The sequence below is a fragment of the Shinella sp. HZN7 genome (assembly GCF_001652565.1).
In the GTDB taxonomy this organism is placed as follows: Bacteria; Pseudomonadota; Alphaproteobacteria; order Rhizobiales; family Rhizobiaceae; genus Shinella; species Shinella granuli.
The window spans coordinates 2703885-2725578 of record NZ_CP015736.1; the positions used below are offsets into that span (position 1 = coordinate 2703885).

23 protein-coding genes are annotated in these 21694 nt (G+C 67.3%); 13 read left to right on the forward strand and 10 right to left on the reverse strand.

Going from position 1 to position 21694, the window contains the following annotated elements; all coding sequences use genetic code 11:
• Positions 1 to 233: 233 nt before the first annotated feature.
• Positions 234 to 695: a tRNA (cytidine(34)-2'-O)-methyltransferase gene (locus shn_RS13005; RefSeq protein WP_064330776.1), complete on the forward strand. Its 462-nt coding sequence runs from the start codon at positions 234 to 236 to the stop codon at positions 693 to 695.
• Positions 696 to 771: 76 nt separating this feature from the next.
• Here the strand turns inward: shn_RS13005 and shn_RS13010 are convergent, their stop codons facing one another.
• The gene (locus shn_RS13010) at positions 772 to 1980 is read right to left on the reverse strand and encodes an MFS transporter (RefSeq protein WP_084437978.1); all 1209 of its coding nucleotides are present in this window, start codon (positions 1978 to 1980) and stop codon (positions 772 to 774) included.
• Positions 1977 to 2549, reverse strand: a complete 573-nt coding sequence (locus shn_RS13015) for an NADPH-dependent FMN reductase (RefSeq protein WP_064330777.1) — start codon at positions 2547 to 2549, stop codon at positions 1977 to 1979. Before shn_RS13015 ends, shn_RS13010 begins: the two co-directional genes overlap by 4 nt.
• A 71-nt stretch (positions 2550 to 2620) precedes the next feature.
• Between shn_RS13015 and soxR the strand changes: the two genes are divergently transcribed.
• Complete coding sequence (gene soxR / locus shn_RS13020) at positions 2621 to 3082, forward strand: redox-sensitive transcriptional activator SoxR (protein ID WP_064330778.1); 462 nt, start codon at positions 2621 to 2623, stop codon at positions 3080 to 3082.
• Between the two features lie 37 nt (positions 3083 to 3119).
• On the opposite strand, the gene shn_RS13025 is transcribed toward soxR, so the two are convergent.
• Complete coding sequence (locus shn_RS13025; protein WP_064330779.1) at positions 3120 to 4400, reverse strand: hemolysin family protein; 1281 nt, start codon at positions 4398 to 4400, stop codon at positions 3120 to 3122.
• Positions 4401 to 4512: 112 nt separating this feature from the next.
• Positions 4513 to 5385 (reverse strand): LysR substrate-binding domain-containing protein, encoded by an 873-nt coding sequence (locus tag shn_RS13030; protein ID WP_064330780.1) that lies wholly within the window; start codon positions 5383 to 5385, stop codon positions 4513 to 4515.
• Between the two features lie 95 nt (positions 5386 to 5480).
• On the opposite strand from shn_RS13030, the gene shn_RS13035 reads away from it, so the two are divergent.
• The gene (locus tag shn_RS13035; RefSeq protein WP_064330781.1) at positions 5481 to 5873 is read left to right on the forward strand and encodes a tautomerase family protein; all 393 of its coding nucleotides are present in this window, start codon (positions 5481 to 5483) and stop codon (positions 5871 to 5873) included.
• 6 nt (positions 5874 to 5879) lie between these two features.
• Here shn_RS13035 and shn_RS13040 read toward each other — a convergent pair whose 3' ends face one another.
• Positions 5880 to 6137: a hypothetical protein gene (locus shn_RS13040; protein ID WP_064332591.1), complete on the reverse strand. Its 258-nt coding sequence runs from the start codon at positions 6135 to 6137 to the stop codon at positions 5880 to 5882.
• Between the two features lie 172 nt (positions 6138 to 6309).
• Between shn_RS13040 and hemF the strand changes: the two genes are divergently transcribed.
• The 3 genes from hemF (at position 6310) to shn_RS13055 (ending at position 7911) form a co-directional block, all read left to right on the forward strand.
• Entirely contained in the window at positions 6310 to 7221 is a 912-nt protein-coding gene (gene hemF / locus shn_RS13045) for an oxygen-dependent coproporphyrinogen oxidase (RefSeq protein ID WP_064330782.1), read from the forward strand.
• A gap of 84 nt (positions 7222 to 7305) precedes the next feature.
• Positions 7306 to 7554 (forward strand): hypothetical protein, encoded by a 249-nt coding sequence (locus shn_RS13050; protein WP_064330783.1) that lies wholly within the window; start codon positions 7306 to 7308, stop codon positions 7552 to 7554.
• 165 nt (positions 7555 to 7719) lie between these two features.
• Complete coding sequence (locus shn_RS13055) at positions 7720 to 7911, forward strand: DUF1059 domain-containing protein (RefSeq protein WP_023516291.1); 192 nt, start codon at positions 7720 to 7722, stop codon at positions 7909 to 7911.
• Positions 7912 to 8045: 134 nt separating this feature from the next.
• On the opposite strand, the gene shn_RS13060 is transcribed toward shn_RS13055, so the two are convergent.
• From shn_RS13060 to shn_RS13070, 3 genes are read right to left on the reverse strand one after another with little or no spacing between them, the layout of a single operon-like run.
• Complete coding sequence (locus shn_RS13060; protein WP_064330784.1) at positions 8046 to 9305, reverse strand: CCA tRNA nucleotidyltransferase; 1260 nt, start codon at positions 9303 to 9305, stop codon at positions 8046 to 8048.
• Entirely contained in the window at positions 9302 to 9934 is a 633-nt protein-coding gene (locus shn_RS13065; protein ID WP_064330785.1) for a CoA pyrophosphatase, read from the reverse strand. Before shn_RS13065 ends, shn_RS13060 begins: the two co-directional genes overlap by 4 nt.
• A complete protein-coding gene (locus shn_RS13070) occupies positions 9931 to 10548 on the reverse strand; it encodes a DUF1285 domain-containing protein (RefSeq protein WP_064330786.1) in 618 nt (205 codons plus the stop codon). The genes shn_RS13065 and shn_RS13070 overlap by 4 nt, the downstream gene beginning before the upstream one ends.
• A gap of 194 nt (positions 10549 to 10742) precedes the next feature.
• On the opposite strand from shn_RS13070, the gene shn_RS13075 reads away from it, so the two are divergent.
• From shn_RS13075 to shn_RS13095, 5 genes are all read left to right on the forward strand, one after another.
• Complete coding sequence (locus tag shn_RS13075) at positions 10743 to 11756, forward strand: MoxR family ATPase (RefSeq protein WP_064330787.1); 1014 nt, start codon at positions 10743 to 10745, stop codon at positions 11754 to 11756.
• Positions 11757 to 11770: 14 nt separating this feature from the next.
• Positions 11771 to 12688 (forward strand): DUF58 domain-containing protein, encoded by a 918-nt coding sequence (locus tag shn_RS13080; protein WP_064330788.1) that lies wholly within the window; start codon positions 11771 to 11773, stop codon positions 12686 to 12688.
• Positions 12685 to 15492, forward strand: coding sequence for a DUF4159 domain-containing protein (locus shn_RS13085; RefSeq protein WP_064330789.1), 2808 nt, complete (start codon positions 12685 to 12687; stop codon positions 15490 to 15492). The genes shn_RS13080 and shn_RS13085 overlap by 4 nt, the downstream gene beginning before the upstream one ends.
• A 1-nt stretch (position 15493) precedes the next feature.
• Complete coding sequence (locus tag shn_RS13090) at positions 15494 to 17566, forward strand: hypothetical protein (RefSeq protein WP_064330790.1); 2073 nt, start codon at positions 15494 to 15496, stop codon at positions 17564 to 17566.
• A 186-nt stretch (positions 17567 to 17752) separates the two neighbouring features.
• Positions 17753 to 18286 (forward strand): glyoxalase superfamily protein, encoded by a 534-nt coding sequence (locus shn_RS13095; RefSeq protein WP_064330791.1) that lies wholly within the window; start codon positions 17753 to 17755, stop codon positions 18284 to 18286.
• Between the two features lie 9 nt (positions 18287 to 18295).
• Here shn_RS13095 and shn_RS13100 read toward each other — a convergent pair whose 3' ends face one another.
• Complete coding sequence (locus shn_RS13100; RefSeq protein WP_064330792.1) at positions 18296 to 18820, reverse strand: GNAT family N-acetyltransferase; 525 nt, start codon at positions 18818 to 18820, stop codon at positions 18296 to 18298.
• A 288-nt stretch (positions 18821 to 19108) separates the two neighbouring features.
• On the opposite strand from shn_RS13100, the gene shn_RS13105 reads away from it, so the two are divergent.
• Entirely contained in the window at positions 19109 to 20095 is a 987-nt protein-coding gene (locus tag shn_RS13105; RefSeq protein ID WP_064330793.1) for a glutathione S-transferase family protein, read from the forward strand.
• A gap of 2 nt (positions 20096 to 20097) precedes the next feature.
• Here shn_RS13105 and shn_RS13110 read toward each other — a convergent pair whose 3' ends face one another.
• On the reverse strand, positions 20098 to 20595 hold the full coding sequence (locus shn_RS13110) for an NUDIX domain-containing protein (RefSeq protein WP_064330794.1): 498 nt from the start codon (positions 20593 to 20595) through the stop codon (positions 20098 to 20100).
• Between the two features lie 110 nt (positions 20596 to 20705).
• On the opposite strand from shn_RS13110, the gene shn_RS13115 reads away from it, so the two are divergent.
• Positions 20706 to 21608, forward strand: coding sequence for a metallophosphoesterase (locus shn_RS13115; RefSeq protein WP_064330795.1), 903 nt, complete (start codon positions 20706 to 20708; stop codon positions 21606 to 21608).
• The last annotated feature ends 86 nt before the right edge of the window (positions 21609 to 21694 follow it).

A 21694-nucleotide genomic window follows, 5' to 3' on the forward strand; every position in this document is an offset into this window, starting at 1 on the left:
TCCCTTTTCTCGTGTTGAAGATGCACCTTGGTTAACCCGGAACGACGCAATTTGCCAGCCGCTTTGTCGCAATTTCGTCTTTCCGGCCAATTCTGTTGCCCTCCCGCCACATCCGCGATGGCACCTTGCCGCTTTTCGCCGAAAGGCGGGGCGACACCATCTTTTTGTCTTTCCGCAATTTTTAAGACAAAACCGCTTCGCACCTTGGCCGGAATTGCTGTAGGCGAGGCCGCATGTCCGCACTTCGCATCGCCCTCTACCAGCCAGACATTGCCGGCAATACCGGCACGATCCTGCGTTTCGCCGCCTGCCTCGGCCTTTTCGTCGACATCATCGAACCGGCCGGCTTCGATATTTCCGACCGCAGCCTCAAGCGGGCCGGCATGGATTACCTCGCCGCCGTGACGCTGACGCGACATGTCAACTGGGAGCGATACGAGGAATGGCGCAGGACGAGCGGCCGCCGCCTCGTGCTCGCCTCGACCAAGGCCGCCGAACGCTACACGGATTTCGCCTACCGGCCGACCGACATCCTGCTCTTCGGCCGCGAAAGCGCCGGTGTGCCGGACCATGTGCATGACAGGGCGGACGGCCGGGTGCTCATTCCCATGGTCGAGGGACAGCGCTCCATCAATGTCGCGCTCGCCGCCGCGATGATCTGCGGCGAGGCCCTGCGCCAGACGGGTTTTGCCTGACCGCACGCATTTCCGCTCCGTCCCGAATCGCAAAAGCGCTCCGCGCTTCTGGCTTCGCTCGGCTACGGGAATCGCCCTAGCCATCACCCGGCCACAACCAGCGCAGGGCGAAGGCCACGATGCCGAAGACCAGCACGACGGCACCGACAAGGGCGTAGGCACCATCATAGCCCGACGCGGCGATCAGCGGCTGCGAGACGATGGGCGAGAGGAACTGGCCGGCGAAGATGCTGGACACCAGGAGGCCCGAAACGCGGCCGCGCCGGGCCGGCGGCGCGAGCAGCATCGCGGCGGCCGCGAAATTCGGCATGATCGTGCCCATGCAGACACCGGAGACGGCCATGGCGGCGAGCACGCCGGCATAGCTTTCCGCACCCGAGAGCAGCAGGAACGACAGGCCGGCCGAGACGAAGCCGAGGCCGAAGACGCCCATGATGCCGGCAAGGCGCCGGAACGGCGCGAAGGCAAGCGCGCTCACCACGCCGACGAGCTGGCCCGCGCCGATCGCCGTGCCGGCAAGGCTCGGGGCGGCAAAGCCGAGCGTTTCGAGGTAGAAGGGAAGCTGCGTCGGGATCATGTAGAAGGCGATCATGTTGACCGCGGCCGCGAGGAACAGCAGGGCAAGCAGCGCGGCGGCGCGCCCGCCGAGCCTGCCCTCCCCCGTGGCGGGACCGGCCGGCCGCGCGCGGCGCGGCTCGGGCAGGAAGGCGAGCGCCGCCGGCACCAGCAGGACCGCCACCGTGTAGATGAGGAACGGTCCGCGCCAGTGGACCTCCGCAAGGAAGCCGCCGCCGGTGAGGAAAAGCGTGCCGCCGACCCCGACGAAGGCCTGCTGCAGGCCCATGTAGCGATCGCGCGCCGCGCCCTGGAAGAAATCGCCGACCAGCGCCGTCGTCGCCGTCATGATGCCGCCGACGGCGATGCCGAGCGCGGCGCGCCCGACCAGAAGGCCGGGCAGCGTATCGAGGACGAGGCCGGAAGCACCCGCGATGGCGAACAGTCCGAGCGAGGCGACGAGCAGCGGCTTGCGGCCGAACCGATCGACGAGAAACCCCGCCGCAGGCGAAAAGAGGGCGATGAACACCGCAGGCAGCGTCAGCACCAGCCGGCTGAGCAGCGCGACATTCTCGACATCGGCAAACCGCGCCGCAATGCCCGGCAGCGAGGCGGAAATCGTAGCGCCGGACATGATGGTGAGCGTGCTGATGAAGAGCAGCGTCGCATTGCGCCGGGTCTCCGCCGGGGAGCGGGCGATCTCCGCTGTCGCATAGTGTTCCGGCCTCATGCTGCGGCCTCGTCATAGCGGGTCGCGATGCGCGCCGCCTTCAGCGCGTTGGCCCACCAGGTCAGCCGCTTCATCAGGACGGCAAGCTGGCCGTTGAGCTGGCCGGGACGGAAAGGGTTGCCGACCGGGTCGAACTGCGTCCAGGCATGGGCAAGGCTCACCGTTTCGCGGATCGCCACCGCATGCAGCTCTGCAAAGACCAACCGCAATTGCTCGACGGCGCGCAGGCCGCCGGAAACGCCGCCATAGGCGATGAAGGCGATCGGCTTGGCATGCCAGGGGCGGAAGCAGCAATCGATGATCGCCTTCAGCGCGGCCGGATAGGCATGGTTGTATTCCGGCGTGACGATCAGGAAGGCGTCCGCCTGCGAGATCCGGCTTTCGACCAGCTCTGCCGAGGCCTCGTCGAGGCCGCCGGGCGTGAAGGCCAGCTCCATCGGGTCGATGCGCACGATGTTGAACTGGCCGAAGCCGGCGAGTTCAGGCTCCAGCCATCCCGCGATCGTATCGGCAAAGCGCCCTTCGCGGCCGCTGCCATAGATGAGGGCGATGGTCAGTCTGTCAGTCATGCGTCGGCTCCGTCTTGGAAATGCAAGGAGCCGCTGGTATAAAACCTCAACTTAAGTTGAGGTCAACAGCCATGACGGAAAAATGTCCGAGGACCGGCGTGCCCCGGGAACTCAGCGTCGGCGAGGTCGCCGAGCGCAGCGGCATCGCGGTCTCCACCTTGCATTTCTACGAGACGAAAGGGCTGATCCGCAGCCAGCGCAACCGCGGCAACCAGCGGCGCTATCCGCGCAGCATCCTGCGCCGCGTGGCGGTGATCAAGGTGGCGCAACGCACCGGCATTCCGCTTTCGGAGATCGCCGACGCCCTCGCGGTGCTGCCGCACGACCGGCCGCTGACGGCCCTGGACTGGCGCAGGCTCTCGGAAACCTGGCGCGGCCAGCTCGACGAGCGCATCGCCCGCCTCACCAAGCTGCGCAACCAGCTCGACGGCTGCATCGGCTGCGGCTGCCTGTCGATGCAGGAGTGCCCCTTGCGCAACCCGCTGGACGAACTGGCCGCCGAAGGACCAGGCCCGAGACTGCTCGAACCCTGACCTTCAGGAGCGCACAACCGCATCTGACGGGATTGGCTCAGTCCAGCCGCGTGGCGAGCAGCTTGTCGACGCGGCGGCCGTCCATGTCGACGACCTCGAAGCGCCAGCCCTGGGTTTCCGTGGCCTCGCCGGTCTTCGGCAGCTTCTGCAGCGATTCGATGACGAGGCCGGCGGCGGTCTGGTAGCTGCGGCGGGCCGGCAGTTGCAAGCCGAGGCGGTCGGCCATCTCGTCGATCGGCATGGCGCCGGCGATCAGCCAGGAGCCGTCCTCGCGCTGCACGGCATAGTCGTCGTCACCGTCCTCGATATCGGCGCGGAACACGCCGGCAATCGCCTCCAGCACGTCGGCGGGCGTGATGACGCCCTCGAAGTGGCCGTATTCGTCGTGGACCAGCATCATCGGCACTTCGGAAGTGCGCAGCTTGTCGAGCACGCGCATCGCATCCATCGTGTCCGGCACGATCGGCGCGGGGCGGATGAAGGCACGGATGTCGAGCGGCTGGCCGGCCAGCACGGCCGAGAGCAGCTCGCGCTTCTGCACGATGCCGACGATCGTCTCCGGCCCGCCGTCGGCGACCGGCAGACGGGAATGCTGGCTCTCGTTGAGGGTCTGGTGGATTTCCTCCATCGTGTCGCCGAGGTCGATCCAGTCGACATCGTTGCGCGGCGTCATGAGACCGCGCGCCTCGCGGTCGGAAAAGCGCATGACGCCGGCGATCATCAGCTTTTCGCCGCCCTCGATGACGCCGGCAGCTTCCGCTTCGGCGACGATCGTCTTGATTTCCTCGTCGGTGACGACGCTTTCTGGGACCTCGTGCTGGCCGGTGAGGCGGAAGATCAGCCGCGTCGAGGCATCGAGGATCCAGACCGCCGGGGCGCCGATCCTGGACAGCAGCGACATGGAGGGCGCGACGAGCGCGGCGAAACGCTCCGGGTTCTTCAGCGCGATCTGCTTGGGCACCAGTTCGCCGACCACCACCGACAGATAGGTGATGATGAAGATGACGATGCCGTAGCCGAGCGGATCGGCCAGCCAGTCCGGCACGCCCTCGGCATAGAGGATGTCCCGCAGGCGCCCACCGAGCGCGGCGCCGGAAAAGGCACCGGCGAGAATGCCGATGAGTGTGATGCCGATCTGGACGGTGGAGAGGAATTTTCCGGGGTGTTCCGCCAGCTTCAGCGCCGCGGCGGCGCCGCGCGAGCCCTGCGCGGCCATGGTCTTCAGGCGCGGTTTGCGGGCGGAGACGATGGAAAGTTCGGAAAGGGCAAAGACCCCGTTGAAGAGGATAAGGAAGACAGCAATCGCGAGTTCGAACAAGGACTGTGAGCCGTGCTTCTGAACCGCAACGGCGCCTTTCTGTTGATGACGATGGCCGCAAGATAGGGGCGCGGCGGGCCGCCGTCAATCGAACTTGCCGATCACGGTCGTGTCAGGTGGGGCTCACGAGCATGTCGAGGAGGATGTCGCGCAGGCGCGCGACCGGTGCGGAGGGTGTCGCTTCGGCCGTGTGCAGCATCAGGTCGACGCTGCCGAGCGCCGGCAATCCGGCCCGTTGCGGATCGAGCACGCGCAGATGCGCCGGCATGCCGGTCGTGGTGCGGATCGTCACGCCGAGCCCGGCCGTCACCGCCGCCCAGAGCCCGGCAAGGCCGGGGCTGGCAAAGACCTGCCGCCATTCCCGCCCCGCCGCCGAAAGCGCGTCGACGGCGGCCGCCCGGAACGAGCAGGGCGGATCGAAGGCGATGAGCGGCACCGGTTCGCCGGCCGGAACCGCATCCTCGCTGGCCGCGATCCAGACGATGGGATGGGTGGCGATGTGCTGGCAATGCGCGCTCTTCTGCCCGCCCCAGGTGACGGCCATGTCGAGGTCGCCGCGCTCCACCGCCGCCACCAGCTTGGCGCCGCGATCGACCCGCGCCTCGACGCGCAGCTTCGGATGCGCCCGCGAAAAGCGGCCGAGCACCGGCGGCAGCGACGTCTCGGCGAAATCCTGCGGGATGCCGAGCCGCAGCCAGCCGTCAAGCGCCCGGCTGGAGCCGAGCATCATCATCGCCTCATCGTTCAGTTCGAGAATGCGCACCGCATAGTCGTGCAGCGCCTCGCCGGCATCGGTGAGCGCAAGGCCCCGGCCCTGCTTGATGAAAAGCGTCTGGCCGCTGAGATCGGCAAGCTTCTTCAGTTGCAGGCTGACGGCCGGCGGCGTTCGCCCCAGCGCCTCCGCGGCCTTCGCAAAGCTGCCGAGCCGCACCCCCGTGACGAAGGTGCGCAGCACGTCCATGTCGAAGTTGCGGGGCGAAACCATTCAGTTTTCCAAAACTGTTTCTGCAATGCTTCTCAATTTTAAAAACGATAGTCGCGCAATAGGCTCATCCCGTCAACGAAAGACAGGAGACGACCATGCCCTTCCTCCACATCCGCCTTGCCGGCAGGACCCTGACCGACGGCGAGCGCCTGCACCTCCAGGACGAGGCGACCCGCCTTGCCGTCACGCTGCTCGGCAAGCGTGCCGAAGCGACCGCCGTCCTCGTCGAGGGAACGCCGATCGCCGACTGGACCATCGGCGCGCGCCGGCAGAAGGTGGCCGGCCATTTCGAGATCCTGATCAGCGAGGGCACGAACACGGCGGAGGAGAAGGCCCGCTTCATCACCGCCGCCTATGCCCTTCTGGAGGAAACGCTGGGCGCGCATCTCGATCCGGTGACCTATGTGGTCATCCGCGACATCGCGATGGATAGCTGGGGCTATGGCGGCCAAACGCAGGAAAGCCGGCGCGTTGCCGTTGCGGCATGAAGCGCGTCAGTCGGCGCTCGGCAGGCGGCGCATGGTGAACTCGATGCGGTCGCCCTCCATGGCGCGCCAGCTCTCGACCTCGGTCCAGTAGGCGGCCTTCGGCCAGAGGTCGAACCATTCGCGCGCCTTCTCCCGCGCCGCCTGCCGCTCGAGGCAGAAGGTCTCACGGACGAAATGGCCCTCGCCGGCGGGTTTTTCGCGACGGCGACGCTCGATATGGCGCCGGAGCCCTTCGAGAGGGGGTGGACCGGGAACACGCGCCATGCAGATTTCCTCCTGGCAGCACATTCAACGGAAGAAACATAAGCCGCTCCCGCGCGTTTTGCGAGTCCCGCCATCCCCAGCCGATGGCCTGCGCGCGGTTGCCAAACGGCGCAAAGTTTTGGACTGTGGCCAAAATGTGATTCGGCGGGACGGCCCGTCAGCGGGAAGCACCATGGAACGACCAGACCTGCCGCAAGGCCTGCCCGAGGACATCGAAGAGAAGAAGAACGCCGCTCGCGCCTGGTTCGAGCAGTTGCGCGACGCGATCTGCGCCAGCTTCGAGGCGATCGAGGACGACCTGCAGGGCCCGCTCTCCGACATGCAGCCCGGCCGCTTCGTCGGCAAGGACTGGCTGCGCGACGGCGGCGAAGGCGGCGGCGGACGCATGTCGATGATGGAAGGCCGCGTCTTCGAGAAGGTCGGCGTGCACACATCCACCGTCTACGGCGAATTCTCGCCCGAATTCCGCGGCCAGATCCCGGGCGCCAGCGAGGACCCGCGCTTCTGGGCCTCCGGCATCTCGCTCATCGCCCACCCGGTGAACCCGAACGTGCCGGCCGTGCACATGAACACGCGCATGGTCGTGACCACCAGCCGCTGGTTCGGCGGCGGAGCGGACCTGACGCCGGTGCTCGACCGCCGCCGCGTGATGGACGACCCGGACACCACGCTCTTCCACAAGGCGATGGAGATCGCCTGCAACCGCCATCCCGTCGCCGACCACCGGAAATTCAAGGAATGGTGCGACGACTACTTCTTCCTGAAGCACCGGGGCGAACCGCGCGGAACCGGCGGCATCTTCTACGACTGGCTGCATTCGCCGGAAGAGCTCGGCGGCTGGGACGCCGACTTCGCCTTCACGCAGGATGTCGGCCGCGCCTTCGCCATGGTCTATCCGCGCATCGTGCGTTCGAACTTTAACAAGGGCTGGACCGAGGAGGATCGCGACGAACAGCTCGTGCGGCGCGGCCGCTATGTCGAGTTCAACCTGCTCTACGACCGCGGCACCATCTTCGGCCTCAAGACCGGCGGCAATGTCGAATCGATCCTCTCCTCACTGCCCCCCGTGGTGCGCTGGCCCTAAGAGGCCGCCTCCCCGCCTTGTGATTACAGATCTACGCCTTCCGTGGTATGATGCCGCCTGCATGAGTCCATGGAGGAGGCAGTCATGAAGATTGCGGTACAAGAGGCAATGCAGACGGGTCGTGACCCGAAATCCCCTGAATTTCTCGATCATTTCGCCGAAACCATCCGTGCCGAGAGCGGCCTGGATCTGCCGCATGCCTATTTCGTCGAGGAAGCCCGGCTGCGGCTTGCCAGCGGCGTGGTGCACCACCTCGTCGACCACCACACGACACCGGCGCAGTTCCAGTCGTCCTGCTGCTTCGACGCCTGGGCAAAGGACGACGCGGCCTGAAAAAGCGCCTGCGGAACATCGATGAAGCCGCGCACCGGAGATGGAACTCCGGGCGGCCTTCGTCGTTTTCCGAGACGGCGCCCGGAAACCCCGCGCCCGGCCTCGATTTGGCCGATCGGGCCCCATCTGCTACACTGGTTCCCTTGAAACGACAGGAGATAGGTCATGAGACTTTTTGAATGCGGTTCACTCGTCCCCGGATGCGACTGGCATACGCGGGCCAATGACGACGCCGAAGTCGTCCGCCGCGCGGTCGAGCACATGCGCACCGCCCATGGCGAGGCGATCATCCGGGAAAGCATGGTCGACCACATCAAGGAACGCATCGTCGACGAGAAGGCGGCCGACGCCGCCTGACGGCCTGTCATTCCCCGGAAAACCGGTCCCGTCCTGCCGGCATGGTTTCCGCCGGCAGGGCCCCTGTGTCGACATTCCCCTTGAGAAGGAGGTATCGGCAGGGCCTAAAGCTGCAGCAACCACGCGCCGCGGCCTCAGCGTTCTCCGGCTTCGGCCGTCAGCCGGGCAAGCAGCGCCGTCCGCCCTTCATTGAAGTTCCCCTTCACCCATTCCTCCTCGATCGCCCCCAGCACCGCGCCCACCTTCGGCCCGGCCGGAATGCCTGCGGCGAGCACATCCGCTCCCGTCAGCGGAAAGGACGGCCGTTGCCACTTTTCCGCCCGGGCCAGGAGCCGCTGGCAGAGGCCGGCGAAGGCAAGCGCCTCGCCATCGCCAAGCCCGCGCGCCCGCGCGCCGGCAAGGGCGAGCTTCAGCCGCGCAATCAACCCTTGCGGCCCGTTGCGGTAGAGCAGCCGGTCGAAGGCCGTTTCGGCAAGTTTCGGGGCAATGTCCGGCGCGGCCGCCCAATGGTCGAGGCCGGCCGCCTCCGCCTTCGACAGGCGCAGGCGCCCGGCAAGGGCCTTCAACCGCTCGCGATCCGGCGGCACCATGGCGGCAAGGCGCAGCATGGCCTCCTGCTGCCAGCCGAACGCCTTTTCCGCGTCGATCAGGCCGGGGATCGCGTCGATGCCCCATTTTTCCGTCTCCGGCAGGATTGCGGTGAGCACGCCGGCCTGCCGCATCCAGAGCAGCGCCCGGCCGGGATCGGGCGCGGCGAGCAGTTTCTTCGTCTCGGACCAGACCCGCTCCGCCGAAAGCCTGCCGAGCTTGTCCTTCGCGCGCGCGCAGGCCTTCAGCCCCTCCGCATCCGGCCGCCCGCTGCCATAGAGCGCGAAGAAGCGGAAGAAACGCAGGATGCGCAGGTGGTCTTCCGCAATGCGCGTCGCCGCGTCGCCGATGAAGCGCACCGTGCGGCTCTCGATATCCGGCAGGCCATCGACCAGATCGATCACCGTCCCCTCCGCATCGGCATAGAGCGCATTGATCGTCAGGTCGCGCCGCTCGGCATCCGCCCGCCAGTCCGTGCCGAAGGCGACATCCGCGCGGCGGCCGTCGGTGGCGACGTCGCGGCGCAGCGTCGTCACCTCGAAGGGCTTGCCGTCGAGGACCAGCGTCACCGTGCCGTGCTCGATGCCCGTCGGCACCGCCTTGATGCCGGCACCCTTCGCCCGCTCGACAACCGCTTCCGGCCGCAACGTCGTCGCGATGTCGATATCGGCGACCGGCAGGCCCATCAGGCTGTTGCGCACGGCCCCGCCGGCGATGCGCGCCTCCCCGCCGTCGCTGTTGAGCAGCGCCAGCACGCGAACGAGCGCCGGATCGGCAAACCACGCCTCGCCCGAAACAGACGTCATGCATAAAGCCTTTCATAGATCACCCGCACGATGCCGGCGGTGATGCCCCAGATATTATGCCCCTCATAGGGCATGCGATAATAATGCCGTTCACCGCCGAGCCAGATGCCGCTGCCCTGCTCGTGGTTGCGCGGATCCATCAGGAACGACAGCGGGACGTCGAAGACCTTTTCAACCTCCACCGGATTGGGCATCAGCTCGAACCCCGGCTGCACCACGGCCAGGACGGGCGTGATGGCAAAGCCTGACAGCGCCTTGTACTGCGGCAGCCGCCCGACCGGCTCGACGAAGCGGCGGTCGAGGCTGATCTCTTCCTCGGCTTCACGCATCGCCGCCGCCTCGACGTCTTCGTCCTCGTCATCGACCGCGCCGCCCGGAAAGGCGATCTGGCCGGAATGTTTCCGCATGGTGGCGGTGCGCTGGGTGAAGATGACCCGCGCCTCGTCGCCATCGTCGACGACGGGGATCAGCACCGCCGCATCGCGCAGCTTCATGCCTTCGAGATGCGGAATGACGGTCGGATTGAGCAGGCTGTCGCCATGCTCGCGCCAGGTCTCCTCGCCGAGCGTCAGCATCTGTTCCAATGCCCGGCGACGGAACTCGGCGGCGCTGTAGGGCGGAAAACTCATCGGGAGAGCGCATCCAGTTCGGCGGCCGGCATGACCGGGAAGATCACACCGCCGGAGCGCACCGCGAACATGTCTACGCCTCCGATCTCGATCGTCTCGCCAAGACCGACCAACTCGTACATCATCGCCCGCGAGACCAGGGCCTCCAGCCGTCCGCGCACGAGGAGATAGGGTTTCAGCTCGCTGTTTCCGCCCGCGATGACGAAGCGCAGCGGATGCTCCGGCCCCGCCTCAACCACATCGCCGACATTGGTGCGGAAGGTGAGCTTTTGCACCTCCCCCTCGCCCGACGCATTCATCTCGACGGCGAGGAACGGCGCATCGACGACGCGGATGCCGACCTTCTCGACGGGCGTCACCAGATAGGTCCTGCCGTCCTCGTCCTTGCGCAGCACTGTGGAGAAGAGCCGCACCAGCGGCGCGCGGCCGATCGGCGTTCCCAGATAGAACCAGGTGCCGTCGGCGCGGATCTCCATGTCGATGTCGCCGCAGAACGGCGGGTTCCAGCGCTCCACCGGCGGCAGGCCGCGCCCGCCGGTTTCCGCACCGGCCCGTGCGATCAGTGCGGCCAGTCCCGCCGCATCGCTGCTTTCGCGAATTTCGCCCGTTGCCATTGTTCCGTCCCGGTTGAACCCTATCTCCGCGAGAGGCCCTTCTTCACGAAGAGGAAAGGGTGGATACACTCACGAGATAGTCATTTCGTGGCCGCTTGTCAGCCACGGGTGAGCTAATAAGCTTTCTATCTATGCAGCGGACGCGGCAAGACCACGATTCGCCAAACATTTTAGGATCGGTAGTGGAGAGACCCATGGGCGTTCAGAATTCCTCCGAGGCAGGCCTGGACGAAAAGGCGGTGGTCGCTGCCGCCGAACGGGCGCTCTCCGACATCGCGCTGATCCGCAAGGAGGTCGCCAAGGTGATCTTCGGCCAGGAAAGCGTGGTCGAGCAGACGATGCTCGCAGTGCTCTCCGGCGGCCATGCGCTGCTCGTCGGCGTGCCGGGCCTTGCCAAGACCAAGCTGGTCGTCACCCTCGGCACCGTGCTCGGCCTTTCCTCCAGCCGCATCCAGTTCACGCCGGACCTGATGCCTTCCGATATCCTCGGCTCGGAGGTGATGGACCAGGACGAGAACGGCAAGCGCTCCTTCCGCTTCGTGCCCGGCCCCATCTTCACCCAGCTCCTGATGGCCGACGAGATCAACCGCGCCTCGCCGCGCACCCAGTCCGCCCTGCTGCAGGCCATGCAGGAATACCATGTCACGGTCGCCGGCCGGCCCAACGACCTGCCGAAACCCTTCCACGTGCTGGCGACGCAGAACCCGCTGGAGCAGGAAGGCACCTATCCGCTGCCGGAAGCCCAGCTCGACCGTTTCCTGCTCCAGGTCGACGTCGACTATCCGGAGCTTGCCGCCGAGCGCCAGATCCTGCTGGAAACCACCGGCGTGCACGAGGCCGAGGCGAGCGCCGCCATCTCCGCCGCGCGGCTGATGGAGATCCAGACCCTCATCCGCCAGATGCCGGTCAGCGAAAAGGTGCTCGACGCCATCCTCTCGCTGGTGCGCTCCGCCCGCCCCGGCAACGGCGTCGCCTCCACCGACAAGCATGTCGCCTGGGGCCCCGGCCCGCGCGCCGGCCAGGCCATGATGCTCTGCGCCAGGGCCCGCGCGCTCTATGAAGGCCGCCTCGCCCCCTCGGTCGACGACGTGCTCGCCCTTGCCGAACCCGTGCTGCAACACCGCATGGCGCTCACCTTCGGTGCACGCGCGGAAGGCATGTCGGTGCGCGACGTCATCGCGGGCCTCGTCCGCCAGGCCGGCGGCTGAGCGGGGCTGATCGCATGGCGCCCGTCGGCCAGATCGTCCAACCGACCCCGACCCGCGAGGTGCTCTCGCGGGCGCAGGCCCGCGCCGCCCTCATTCCCGATTGCATGGTGGAGGCCCGGCGCCTCGCCAACACCGTCATCGCCGGCTGGCACGGCCGCCGCAAGCGCGGCATCGGCGAGAATTTCTGGCAGTTCCGTCCCTATGTCGACGGCGAAAGCCTGTCGCGCATCGACTGGCGGCGCTCGGCCCGCGACGACCACACCTATGTGCGCGACCGCGAATGGGAGGCCGCCCACACCGTCTGGGTCTGGGCCGACCTCTCCCCCTCGATGATGTACAAATCCACCTTCGGCGCCGTCTCGAAGGAAAGCCGCGCGCTCGTGCTCATGCTGGCGCTCGCCGAAATCCTCGCCCGTTCCGGCGAGCGCATCGGCTGCCCCGGCATCATGGAGCCGATCGCCGCGCGCAACGCCGCCGAACGCCTCGCCGCCGCCCTCATGCACAACGGCGCGACGGGCGGCCTGCCGGACACCGGCATGATCCGCGGCAACAGCGACATCGTGCTGATTGGCGATTTCCTCGACCCCGTCGAGGATGTCATGGACCGCCTCGCCCCCCTCGCCCGCCGGGGCCTCACCGGCCATGTGGTGGAAATCGCCGACCCGGCGGAGGAGATTTTCCCCTATGTCGGCCGCACCGAATTCACCGACCCGGAAAGCGGCCAGAAACTCACCGCGGGCCGCGCCGAGACGCTGAAGGACGACTATGCCCGCGCCTATGTCGCGCGGCGCGAGGCGCTGGCCGACAACCTGCGCCATCTCGGCTGGAGCTTCGTGCCCCACCGCACCGACCGCCTCGCCTCCGAGGCGCTGGTCGCCGTGCACATGTATCTCTCCGGCATGCCGGCCATGAAGGCGGAGGGCCGCCGATGAGTGCCTTCGCCTTCGCGTTCCCCGCCGTGCTGACGACGCTGGTGCTGCTGCCGGTCATCTGGTGGCTCTTGCGCCTGACGCCGCCGAAGCCGCTGACCGAGGTCTTCCCGCCCTTCGCCATCCTCGCCGCGATCATGAAGCGCGAGGAAACCCCGGCGCAAAGCCCCTGGTGGCTGACGCTGCTGCGCATGCTGATGGCGGCCGCGATCATCTTCGCCATCGCCGATCCGGTCTTCAACCCGCGCACCAACACGCTCGCCAGCAGCGGCCCCCTCGTGCTCGTGATCGACAACAGCTGGGCCTCCGCCACCGACTGGCAGCAGCGTATCGATACCGCCTCGACGCTGATCGACGACGCGGAAAGCCGCGACGTGCCGATCGCGCTGGTGCTGACCGCCGACCGCCAGCACGACGCCGTGCCGGTCGATGCCGCGACGGCCCGCAACCGCCTCGCCGCCGCCGAAGCCCGGCCGCTGCCGGCAGACCGCGCCGCCGCCGTCGCCTCGCTGCGCACCGCGCTCGACGGAACCGCGCCGGGCACCCTCGCCTTCATCAGCGACGGCATGGCAAGCGGCGAGACGGACGAAACGGTCACCGCATTGCAATCCCTTGTCCCCGCCGATTTCCGCCTGATCGCAAGCGACGGAGCATCCGCCGTCGCCATCACCGCGGCCACCAATGGCGCGGACGCGCTTTCCGTCACCCTCACCCGCCTCGACGGCGGCCCGGCGCGCAGCCTGCCGCTGACGGCGCACGATTCGCGCGGGCGGCCGATCGCGACAGGCACCGCCGATTTCGCCGCAGGCAGCACCACGACATCAGGCACCATCACCGCGCCCTTCGAGCTGCGAAACGACTTCGCCCGCATCGCCGTGGACGGCCTCGCCAATGCCGGCGGCACGTATCTGCTCGACGACGGCTTCCGCCGCCGCCGCGTCGCCTTCCTCTCCGGCGAGGTGGTGGATGCCAGCCAGCCGCTGCTCTCGCCGCTGCACTATATCAACCGCGCGCTCGCCCCCTATGCCGACCTGGTCGAGCCGAGCGTCGCCGACCTCTCGGTCGCCATCCCCGAGCTTCTGGAGCAGAACCCCTCCGTGCTGATCATGGCCGATATCGGCCGCCTGCCGGAGGATGTGCAGGGTGCGGTGCGCCGCTGGATCGAGGCCGGCGGCATGCTGATCCGCTTCGCCGGCCCGCGCCTCGCCGCCGCCCCGGCCGATGACCCGCTCGTGCCCGTCCTGCTGCGCAAGGGCGAACGGGCGCTCGGCGGCGCGCTGTCCTGGTCCGAGCCGCAGCCGCTCTCCGCCTATCCCGCAAACAGCCCGTTCTTCGGCATGCGCGCGCCGGAAGACATCCTGATCAAGCGCCAGGTGCTCGCCGAACCGACGCCGGACCTTGCCGAGCGCACCTGGGCAAGCCTTGCCGACGGCACGCCGCTGGTGACGACCGGCCCGCTCGGCTCCGGCCGCATCGTGCTCTTCCACGTCAGCGCGGAAACCGGCTGGTCCAACCTGCCGCTGTCAGGCGATTTCGTCGAAATGCTCCGCCGCACCGTGCAGCTTTCGCGCGGCGGCGGCGTTTCGACGGGCAATGGGGTCGAGACGCAGGGCCTGCCGCCCTACCGGCTGATGACGGCGAACGGCACGCTCGCCGCCGCCACCGGCGAAGCCAAGCCGCTCGCCGCCGCCAACGCGACCAGGGCCATCGCCAGCTTCGACAACCCGCCCGGCCTCTACGGCACGGAGGACGGCTATGTCGCCCACAACCTCTTTCCACCGGGCCACGAGATCCGTCCGCTCGCCGTCGCCGAAGGCGCGGCCGTCCGCGAGCCGCTCGCCGGCAAGGAGACCTGGTCGCTGAAACCGCATCTCTTCACCCTTGCCGCCCTGTTGCTGCTCGCCGACTGCGCCATCGTGCTCTTCATGGGCGGGGCCTTCGCCGCCGCCGTCCGCCGCGCGCCCCGGCGCGGCGCGACCGCCGCCCTGCTGCTGGCCCTCATGGCCGGCGCGCTGGCGGCGCTGCCGTCCGAAAGCCGCGCGGATGACGCAAAACCGGGTGACGAAAACATCCTCTCGCGGCTCGACACGACGCATCTCGCCTATGTCGTCACCGGCGAGGGCGAGGTGGACCGCATTTCCGAGCGTGGCCTTGCGGGGCTTACGGAATTCCTCACCTACCGCACCACGCTGGAGCCCGGCGAGCCGGTCGGCATCGACATCTCCAGGGACGAGCTGTCGCTCTACCCGATCATCTACTGGCCGGTGAGCGCCAGCGCCGAAATGCCCACCAGCGCCGCGATCAGCCGCATCGATGCCTATATGCGCAACGGCGGCACGGTGCTGTTCGATACCCGCGACCAGTTCGTCTCGCTGGACGGCAATGCGACGAGCCCGAACACCGAACGCCTCCAGGCGATCCTCGCCAATCTCGACATTCCGCCGCTGGAACCGGTGCCGGCCGATCACGTCCTGACCAAGGCCTTCTACCTGCTCGCCAATTTCCCTGGCCGCTATGCCGGAAGCCCGCTGTGGATCGAGGCGGAACTGGACCGCGCCGAGGACCCGAGCCGCCCGGCCCGGGCGGGCGACGGCGTCTCGCCGATCATGATCACCGGCAACGATTTCGCCGGCGCCTGGGCGGTGGATGCCAACGGCATGGCGCTCTTGCCGACCGTGCCGCCGGACGAGGTGCAGCGCGACCACGCCTTCCGCGCCGGCGTCAACATCATGATGTACATGCTGACAGGCAACTACAAGGCGGACCAGGTGCACGTCCCCGCCCTCCTCGAACGGCTGGGGCAATGACATGACCATCCAGTTCTCCCCCTTCCTGCCCTGGATCGCCATCGCCGTGATCGGCCTTGCCGGTCTCGCGCTCGCCGCGCTCGGTTTCTGGCGCGGCCTGCGCGGGTCGTTCATCCGTGCGGTGGCCCTCGCCCTGCTGGTCCTCGCCCTCGCCAACCCGGTCTTCCTGCAGGAGGACCGCGAGGCGCTGTCGACCGTCGTGCCCGTCATCGTCGACCGCAGCCAGAGCCAGGGCAACGAGCAGCGCACCGCCCAGACCGACGCCGCGCTGGAAGGCCTGAAGGAGCGTTTCGCCCGCTATCCCCGCATCGAGCCGCGCATCGTGGAAACCGGCGACGACGGCACGTCGGACACGCCTTCCACCCGCCTCTTCGACGCGCTCAACGCGGCGATCGCCGATGTGCCGCGCTCGCGCGTCGGCGGGGCGATTCTCATCACCGACGGCCAGGTGCATGACATTCCGGAAGCCTCCGCCTTCTCCGGCTTCGAGGCGCCGGTGCACGCGCTCGTCACCGGCCGGCCGGATGAGTTCGACCGCCGCATCGAGATCGTCAGCGCGCCGCGCTTCGGCATCGTCGGCGAGCCGCAGGAGCTGAAATTCCGCGTGGTGGACGACGGCGCAGGCCCGGGCGATGCCGCCCGCGTAAAAGTGCGCCTCAACGGCAACGAGATCGCCTCGGAGATCACCCAGCCGGGCACCGAACAGCCGCTCGGCTTCACCGTGCCGCGCGGCGGCAACAATATTCTGGAGTTCGAGGTGGAGCCCGTCGAGGGCGAGATCACCACGGCGAACAACCGCGCCGTCCATGTCATCGAGGGCATTCGCGAGAACCTGCGCGTGCTGCTGGTCTCCGGCGAGCCGCATGCCGGCGAACGCGCCTGGCGCAACCTTTTGAAGTCCGACACCGCCATTGACCTCGTGCACTTCACCATCCTGCGCCCGCCGGAAAAGCAGGACGGCACGCCGATCAACGAACTGTCGCTGATCGCCTTCCCGACGCGCGAACTGTTCGTCGACAAGATCAACGAGTTCGACCTCATCATCTTCGACCGCTACCAGCACCGCGGCGTGCTGCCGATCCTCTACTACGACAACATCGCGCAATATGTCGAAAACGGCGGCGCGCTGCTGATCGCCGCGGGGCCGGAACATGCGGGCAACGATTCCATCGCCGGCACGCCGCTCTCCGTCGTGCTGCCGGCAAACCCGACCGGCGCGATGAACGAGGCCTCCTTCTATCCCCGCCTTTCGGAACAGGGCAAGAAGCATCCCGTCACGCGCGGGCTCGAAGGTGCGGACCAGGAGCCGCCCCATTGGGGCCGGTGGTTCCGCACCGTCGACGTGCAGCGCCCGGACGGCAATGTCGTGATGGAGGCCAATGACGGCAAGCCGCTGCTGGTGCTGAACCGCGCCGGCAAGGGCCGCGTCGCCATGTTGCTTTCCGACCAGGGCTGGCTCTGGGCGCGCGGCTTCGAGGGCGGCGGCCCGCATGTCTCGCTCTACCGGCGCACCGCCCACTGGCTGATGCAGGAGCCGGCGCTGGAGGAGGAAGCGCTGACCGCCCGCACCTTCGGCCGCACGCTCCAGATCAACCGCCAGACGATCGGCGATGCACCGGGCGAAGCGACGGTGAAGCTGCCTTCCGGCGAAATGCTGAAGGTGGCGTTGAGCGAGGCCGAGCCCGGCCTCTACCGCGCGGAAGTCCAGACGACGGAAACCGGCCTTTACGAGATCACCAACGACGACCTGAGTGCGCTCGTCCATGTCGGCGCCGTGGATGCGCCGGAATTCAAGGCGACGATCTCGACGGCGGAAAGCCTGAAGCCGCTCGCCGACGCCACGAAGGGCACGGTGCGCCGGCTGGTGGATGCCGAAGGCGAGGCCATTTCGCTGCCGCCGCTGCTGCCGGTTTCGGGGCAGGTACGCACCGTCGACGAAAACCGCCTGTCGCTGCGCATGACGGACGAGACGGTGCTGAAGGGCATCAATTCGCTGCCGCTCTTCGCCGGCTTTGCCGGCGTCGGCCTCTTGCTGCTCGCCTTCTCGGCCATGTGGTATCGCGAAGGGCGATAGGTCCTCTGGCGTCGTGCCCGCCATTCGGCTAGTGTCTCGGCACGGCCGGAGGCGGCCGGCAGACCCGCGTCTTTTCCGAAGACATGGCGAACGCCTCCCAAAAAAACCTTTCTCCACCGTTCATCGTGGCGAAGGCGTCGGCAATGCGGGCACTGACGAAGACTTCGCCTGAGACGAGGAACGGACATGCGCGATTTTCGCGACGCCAAAGCCATGGCCAAGACCCTGCGGGAGGTGCTTGCCACCCGCAATATCGACATCACCCACAGCGAAGCCCTCGAAACCGTCGCCCGCCAGTTCGGCGTGGAGACGTGGAACATTCTCTCCGCACGGATCGAGGCGAAGCCGGAAAATGGTATCGCCTTCGAGCAGGCGGTGCCGATCGTGCGCATCTTCGACGTGCCCAAGGCGCACGAATTCTACCTCGGCTTCCTCGGCTTTTCCGTCGACTGGGAGCACCGCTACGGCGAGAATTTTCCGCTCTATACGCAGGTCTCGCGCGCCGGGCTGCGGCTGCACCTTTCCGAACATGCCGGCGACGCCACGCCCGGCGGCAACATGGTCGTCTACATGAAGGGCATCCGCGCCTTCCAGAAGGAGCTGATCGGCAAGGACTATCGCTACATGAAGCCAGGGCTGGAAGATGAGGGCACGCGGCTGGAGGTGACGGTCACCGATCCCTTCAACAACCACATCCGCTTCATGGAGTTGAAGGACTGAGATCGCCCCTCAAACGCCGGAATTGGCCCCCTCGTCATTCCGCCACGCAATCACCCCCTTCAGCCGCTCATGCGTATCCGCCGCAAAGGGCATGACCAGCACGCGGGCGGGATCGACGGGGCCGGGGAAAGTCAGCGCGTTCCAGGCGACCTTCTCGAAGCCGAGCGGGCCGTAATAGGGCGGATCACCGACGAGCACGACGGCTTCCGAGCCCTTGCGCTTTGCGGCGGCGCAGGCGATGCGCAGGAGTTCCCGGCCGATGCCGCGGTTCTTGTGCGAGGGCCGCACGGCGAGCGGGCCGAGCAGATGCCCCTTCACGCCGCCCGCCAGGACCGGCGTCATGCGCACGGAGGCGATGGTCTCGCCGTCATCGGTGCAGATGAAGGATAGCGACAGGTCGTGCGGCCCCTGCTCGCGGATGCGCGCAGCCGCGCGGACATGCCGGCCGGGGCCGAAGGCTTCTTCGTTGATGTGTTCGATGGCCGCGTCGTGGGAGGCATCTTCCGTCAGGTAGACGAGGTCGTGCTTGAGCATGTTCATGGATCAGGGAACCGGAGACGAAACGAGGGATGCGGGTGATCGCGCCGCCGTCAGGGGGCGCAGCAGGAGCATCAGCGTCGTCGTGGGGTTCCGGTGTAGAACATGCGCGTTTCGTCTTCCTTGCCGGCGTGAGCGCCGGTGCTGGTCTGCGCGGATAGCAGAAATTTCGTGTCTGTCAAAGAGCAAAACGCACTGTTCATCAAAATGCACCTATCCACGCCCCGCCCATGCGCTCACTATGGTGGCACGTTTTGGCCGCAAGGGCGGCGGAAGGAGACCATCATGGGCATGCTCGTGGACGGCGTCTGGCAGGACGTCTGGTATGACACGAAATCGACGAAGGGCCATTTCAAGCGCGCCGCCTCGCAGTTCCGCAACTGGGTCACGCCGGACGGCGCCCCTGGCCCGACCGGCGAGGGCGGTTTTGCGGCGGAGGCCGGGCGCTACCACCTCTATGTCTCCTATGCCTGCCCCTGGGCGCATCGCACGCTGATCTTCCGCAGGCTGAAGAAACTGGAGGACCTGATCACCGTCTCCGTCGTCGACCCGTTGATGCTGTCGAAGGGCTGGGAGTTCAAGGGCGAGAACGGCGGCACGCTCGATCCGCTGTTCGGCGCCGCCGCGCTCTATGAAATCTACCAGAAGGCCGATCCGCACTATTCCGGCCGCGTCACCGTGCCCGTGCTGTGGGACAAGAAGCAGAACCGCCTGGTCTCGAACGAATCGGCCGAGATCATCCGCATGTTCAATTCCGCCTTCGACGGCCTCACCGGTTCGCGCGACGACTATTATCCCGAACCGCTGCGCGCCGAGATCGACGCGCTCAACGAGACGATCTACGACAGCGTCAACAACGGCGTCTACAAGGCCGGCTTCGCGACGACGCAGGAAGCCTACGAGGGCGCCGTGCAAAAGCTCTTCGAGATGCTGGACAGCCTCGACGACCGGCTTTCGACGAAGCGCTATCTCACCGGCGACCGGCTGACGGAGGCCGACTGGCGCCTCTTCACCACGCTGGTGCGCTTCGATCCGGTCTATGTCGGCCACTTCAAGTGCAATATCCGCCGCATCGCGGATTATCCGAACCTTTCGGGATATCTGCGCGACCTGTACCAGGTGCCGGGCGTCGCCGGCACCGTGAACATGCGCCACATCAAGGAGCATTATTACCGCAGCCACACGACGATCAACCCGACGGGCATCGTGCCGGTCGGCCCGGACCTCGACCTGACCGTGCCGCATGGCCGGGATCGGCTCAAAGCGGCCTGAACCTACCAGACATCCGCAAAAGGCACCCGGCCGGCGAGTTCCTCCAGCCGCCGTCGGGTGGCAGCGGTCGTGGCAGCCGGCAACGCATCGAGCGCGAAGAAGCCGGCCTCGACGATCTCCCGGTCCTTCAGGCGCGGCGCGGACTGGGTGACGCCTTCGCAGCGATAGAGCAGGACGTGATCGCGCTTGCTGGTCTGCCGGTTGAAATAGACGTGCACGAGCCGTGGCGGCGTACCCAAAACGAGGTTGCCCTCCTCCCGCATCTCCTTGGCAAGCGCCTCCAGCGCCGTCTCGCCGCGCTCGATGCCGCCGCCCGGCAGGTGCCAGCCGGGCACATAGCTGTGGCGCACCAGGAAGAGACGGCCCGCCTCGTCGAAACAGGCGGCGCGCACGCCCATCGTCATGCCGCGGGAAAACGCGAAATAGCCGTGCAGCACGCGCGTCGCGAGCCGCGTGAGGCGGCGGCGGGGCGGCGGGGCGGCGGGCTTGTCCTGGTCCATGGCGGCACTTGGTCGGAAGCTTTTGGCCAAATCAAGTCTCACCGCGTCAAAGGCCAGGGAATATCCACGCCTTGCGTTTCCCTTCCGCATCTTATGCTCTAAGGAAGGATATGTTCAGACTTGCCCATATATCGGACGTCCACCTCGGCCCGCTCCCCGCCCTCACCTTCCTGGAGCTTTTTTCCAAGCGTATCACCGGCTTCGTCAACTGGCACCGCAACCGCCGTCGACACCTCTTCGCCAACACGCTGGACATCGTGCTCGACGATATCGAGCGGCGCGACCCCGATCATCTGGCGATCACCGGCGACCTCGTGAACCTTGCCTCCTCGCTGGAAATCACCGCCGTCAAAAACTGGCTGGCGGAGGCGGGCGTGCCGGAAAACGTCTCGGTCGTGCCGGGCAACCACGACGCCTATGTGCCGGGCGCCTACGAAAAATCGACCAGGGCCTGGTATCCCTATATGCGCGGCGACAGCGGGCCGACCGAGTGGAACGAGGATTTCCACGTCTTTCCCTATATGCGCATTCGCGGCCAGGTGGCGATCATCGGCTGCTCGACGGCGGTCGCCACGCCGCCCTTCGCCGCCTCGGGCTATTTCGGCAGCCGCCAGGCGCGCGAGACCGTCAACCTCCTGCGCGCGGCCGAGGACGCCGGCCTCTTCCGCATCGTGCTGATCCATCATCCGCCGATCCGCGGCGCGACCTCGTTCCACAAGCGCATGATCGGCATCCGCCGCTTCGCCGCGACCGTCTCGACCGGCGGGGCCGATCTCGTGCTGCACGGCCACACCCACCTCAACACCGTGCATTGGCTTCCAGGGCATATGAAGCAGATCCCGGTCGTCGGCATCGCTTCCGCCTCGCAGGGCCCGGGCGGCCACAAGCCGCCGGCCGGCTACAACCTGTTCTCCATTTCCGGCGCTCCGGGGAACTGGATCGTCATGCGCGAGCGCTACGCGCTGACGACGGACGGCCTTGCGCTGGTGCTGGCGGAAACCACGCGTTTCTAAGGGCGCGTCGCGATCCTCCAGGTCGCGCCTTGCGCTTCGGATGCCAGGTGTCGTCCTCGAAACCGCTGCACATTTTCGCGCGGCAT

Coding starts and splice junctions, on each gene's coding strand:
- shn_RS13005 (WP_064330776.1), top strand. CDS start 234: ATGTCCGCACTTCGCATCGCCCTCTACCAGCCAGACATTGCCGGCAAT.
- shn_RS13010 (WP_084437978.1), bottom strand. CDS start 1,980: ATGAGGCCGGAACACTATGCGACAGCGGAGATCGCCCGCTCCCCGGCG.
- shn_RS13015 (WP_064330777.1), bottom strand. CDS start 2,549: ATGACTGACAGACTGACCATCGCCCTCATCTATGGCAGCGGCCGCGAA.
- soxR (WP_064330778.1), top strand. CDS start 2,621: ATGACGGAAAAATGTCCGAGGACCGGCGTGCCCCGGGAACTCAGCGTC.
- shn_RS13030 (WP_064330780.1), bottom strand. CDS start 5,385: ATGGTTTCGCCCCGCAACTTCGACATGGACGTGCTGCGCACCTTCGTC.
- shn_RS13035 (WP_064330781.1), top strand. CDS start 5,481: ATGCCCTTCCTCCACATCCGCCTTGCCGGCAGGACCCTGACCGACGGC.
- shn_RS13040 (WP_064332591.1), bottom strand. CDS start 6,137: ATGGCGCGTGTTCCCGGTCCACCCCCTCTCGAAGGGCTCCGGCGCCAT.
- hemF (WP_064330782.1), top strand. CDS start 6,310: ATGGAACGACCAGACCTGCCGCAAGGCCTGCCCGAGGACATCGAAGAG.
- shn_RS13050 (WP_064330783.1), top strand. CDS start 7,306: ATGAAGATTGCGGTACAAGAGGCAATGCAGACGGGTCGTGACCCGAAA.
- shn_RS13055 (WP_023516291.1), top strand. CDS start 7,720: ATGAGACTTTTTGAATGCGGTTCACTCGTCCCCGGATGCGACTGGCAT.
- shn_RS13060 (WP_064330784.1), bottom strand. CDS start 9,305: ATGACGTCTGTTTCGGGCGAGGCGTGGTTTGCCGATCCGGCGCTCGTT.
- shn_RS13065 (WP_064330785.1), bottom strand. CDS start 9,934: ATGAGTTTTCCGCCCTACAGCGCCGCCGAGTTCCGTCGCCGGGCATTG.
- shn_RS13070 (WP_064330786.1), bottom strand. CDS start 10,548: ATGGCAACGGGCGAAATTCGCGAAAGCAGCGATGCGGCGGGACTGGCC.
- shn_RS13075 (WP_064330787.1), top strand. CDS start 10,743: ATGGGCGTTCAGAATTCCTCCGAGGCAGGCCTGGACGAAAAGGCGGTG.
- shn_RS13080 (WP_064330788.1), top strand. CDS start 11,771: ATGGCGCCCGTCGGCCAGATCGTCCAACCGACCCCGACCCGCGAGGTG.
- shn_RS13085 (WP_064330789.1), top strand. CDS start 12,685: ATGAGTGCCTTCGCCTTCGCGTTCCCCGCCGTGCTGACGACGCTGGTG.
- shn_RS13090 (WP_064330790.1), top strand. CDS start 15,494: ATGACCATCCAGTTCTCCCCCTTCCTGCCCTGGATCGCCATCGCCGTG.
- shn_RS13095 (WP_064330791.1), top strand. CDS start 17,753: ATGCGCGATTTTCGCGACGCCAAAGCCATGGCCAAGACCCTGCGGGAG.
- shn_RS13100 (WP_064330792.1), bottom strand. CDS start 18,820: ATGCTCAAGCACGACCTCGTCTACCTGACGGAAGATGCCTCCCACGAC.
- shn_RS13105 (WP_064330793.1), top strand. CDS start 19,109: ATGGGCATGCTCGTGGACGGCGTCTGGCAGGACGTCTGGTATGACACG.
- shn_RS13110 (WP_064330794.1), bottom strand. CDS start 20,595: ATGGACCAGGACAAGCCCGCCGCCCCGCCGCCCCGCCGCCGCCTCACG.
- shn_RS13115 (WP_064330795.1), top strand. CDS start 20,706: ATGTTCAGACTTGCCCATATATCGGACGTCCACCTCGGCCCGCTCCCC.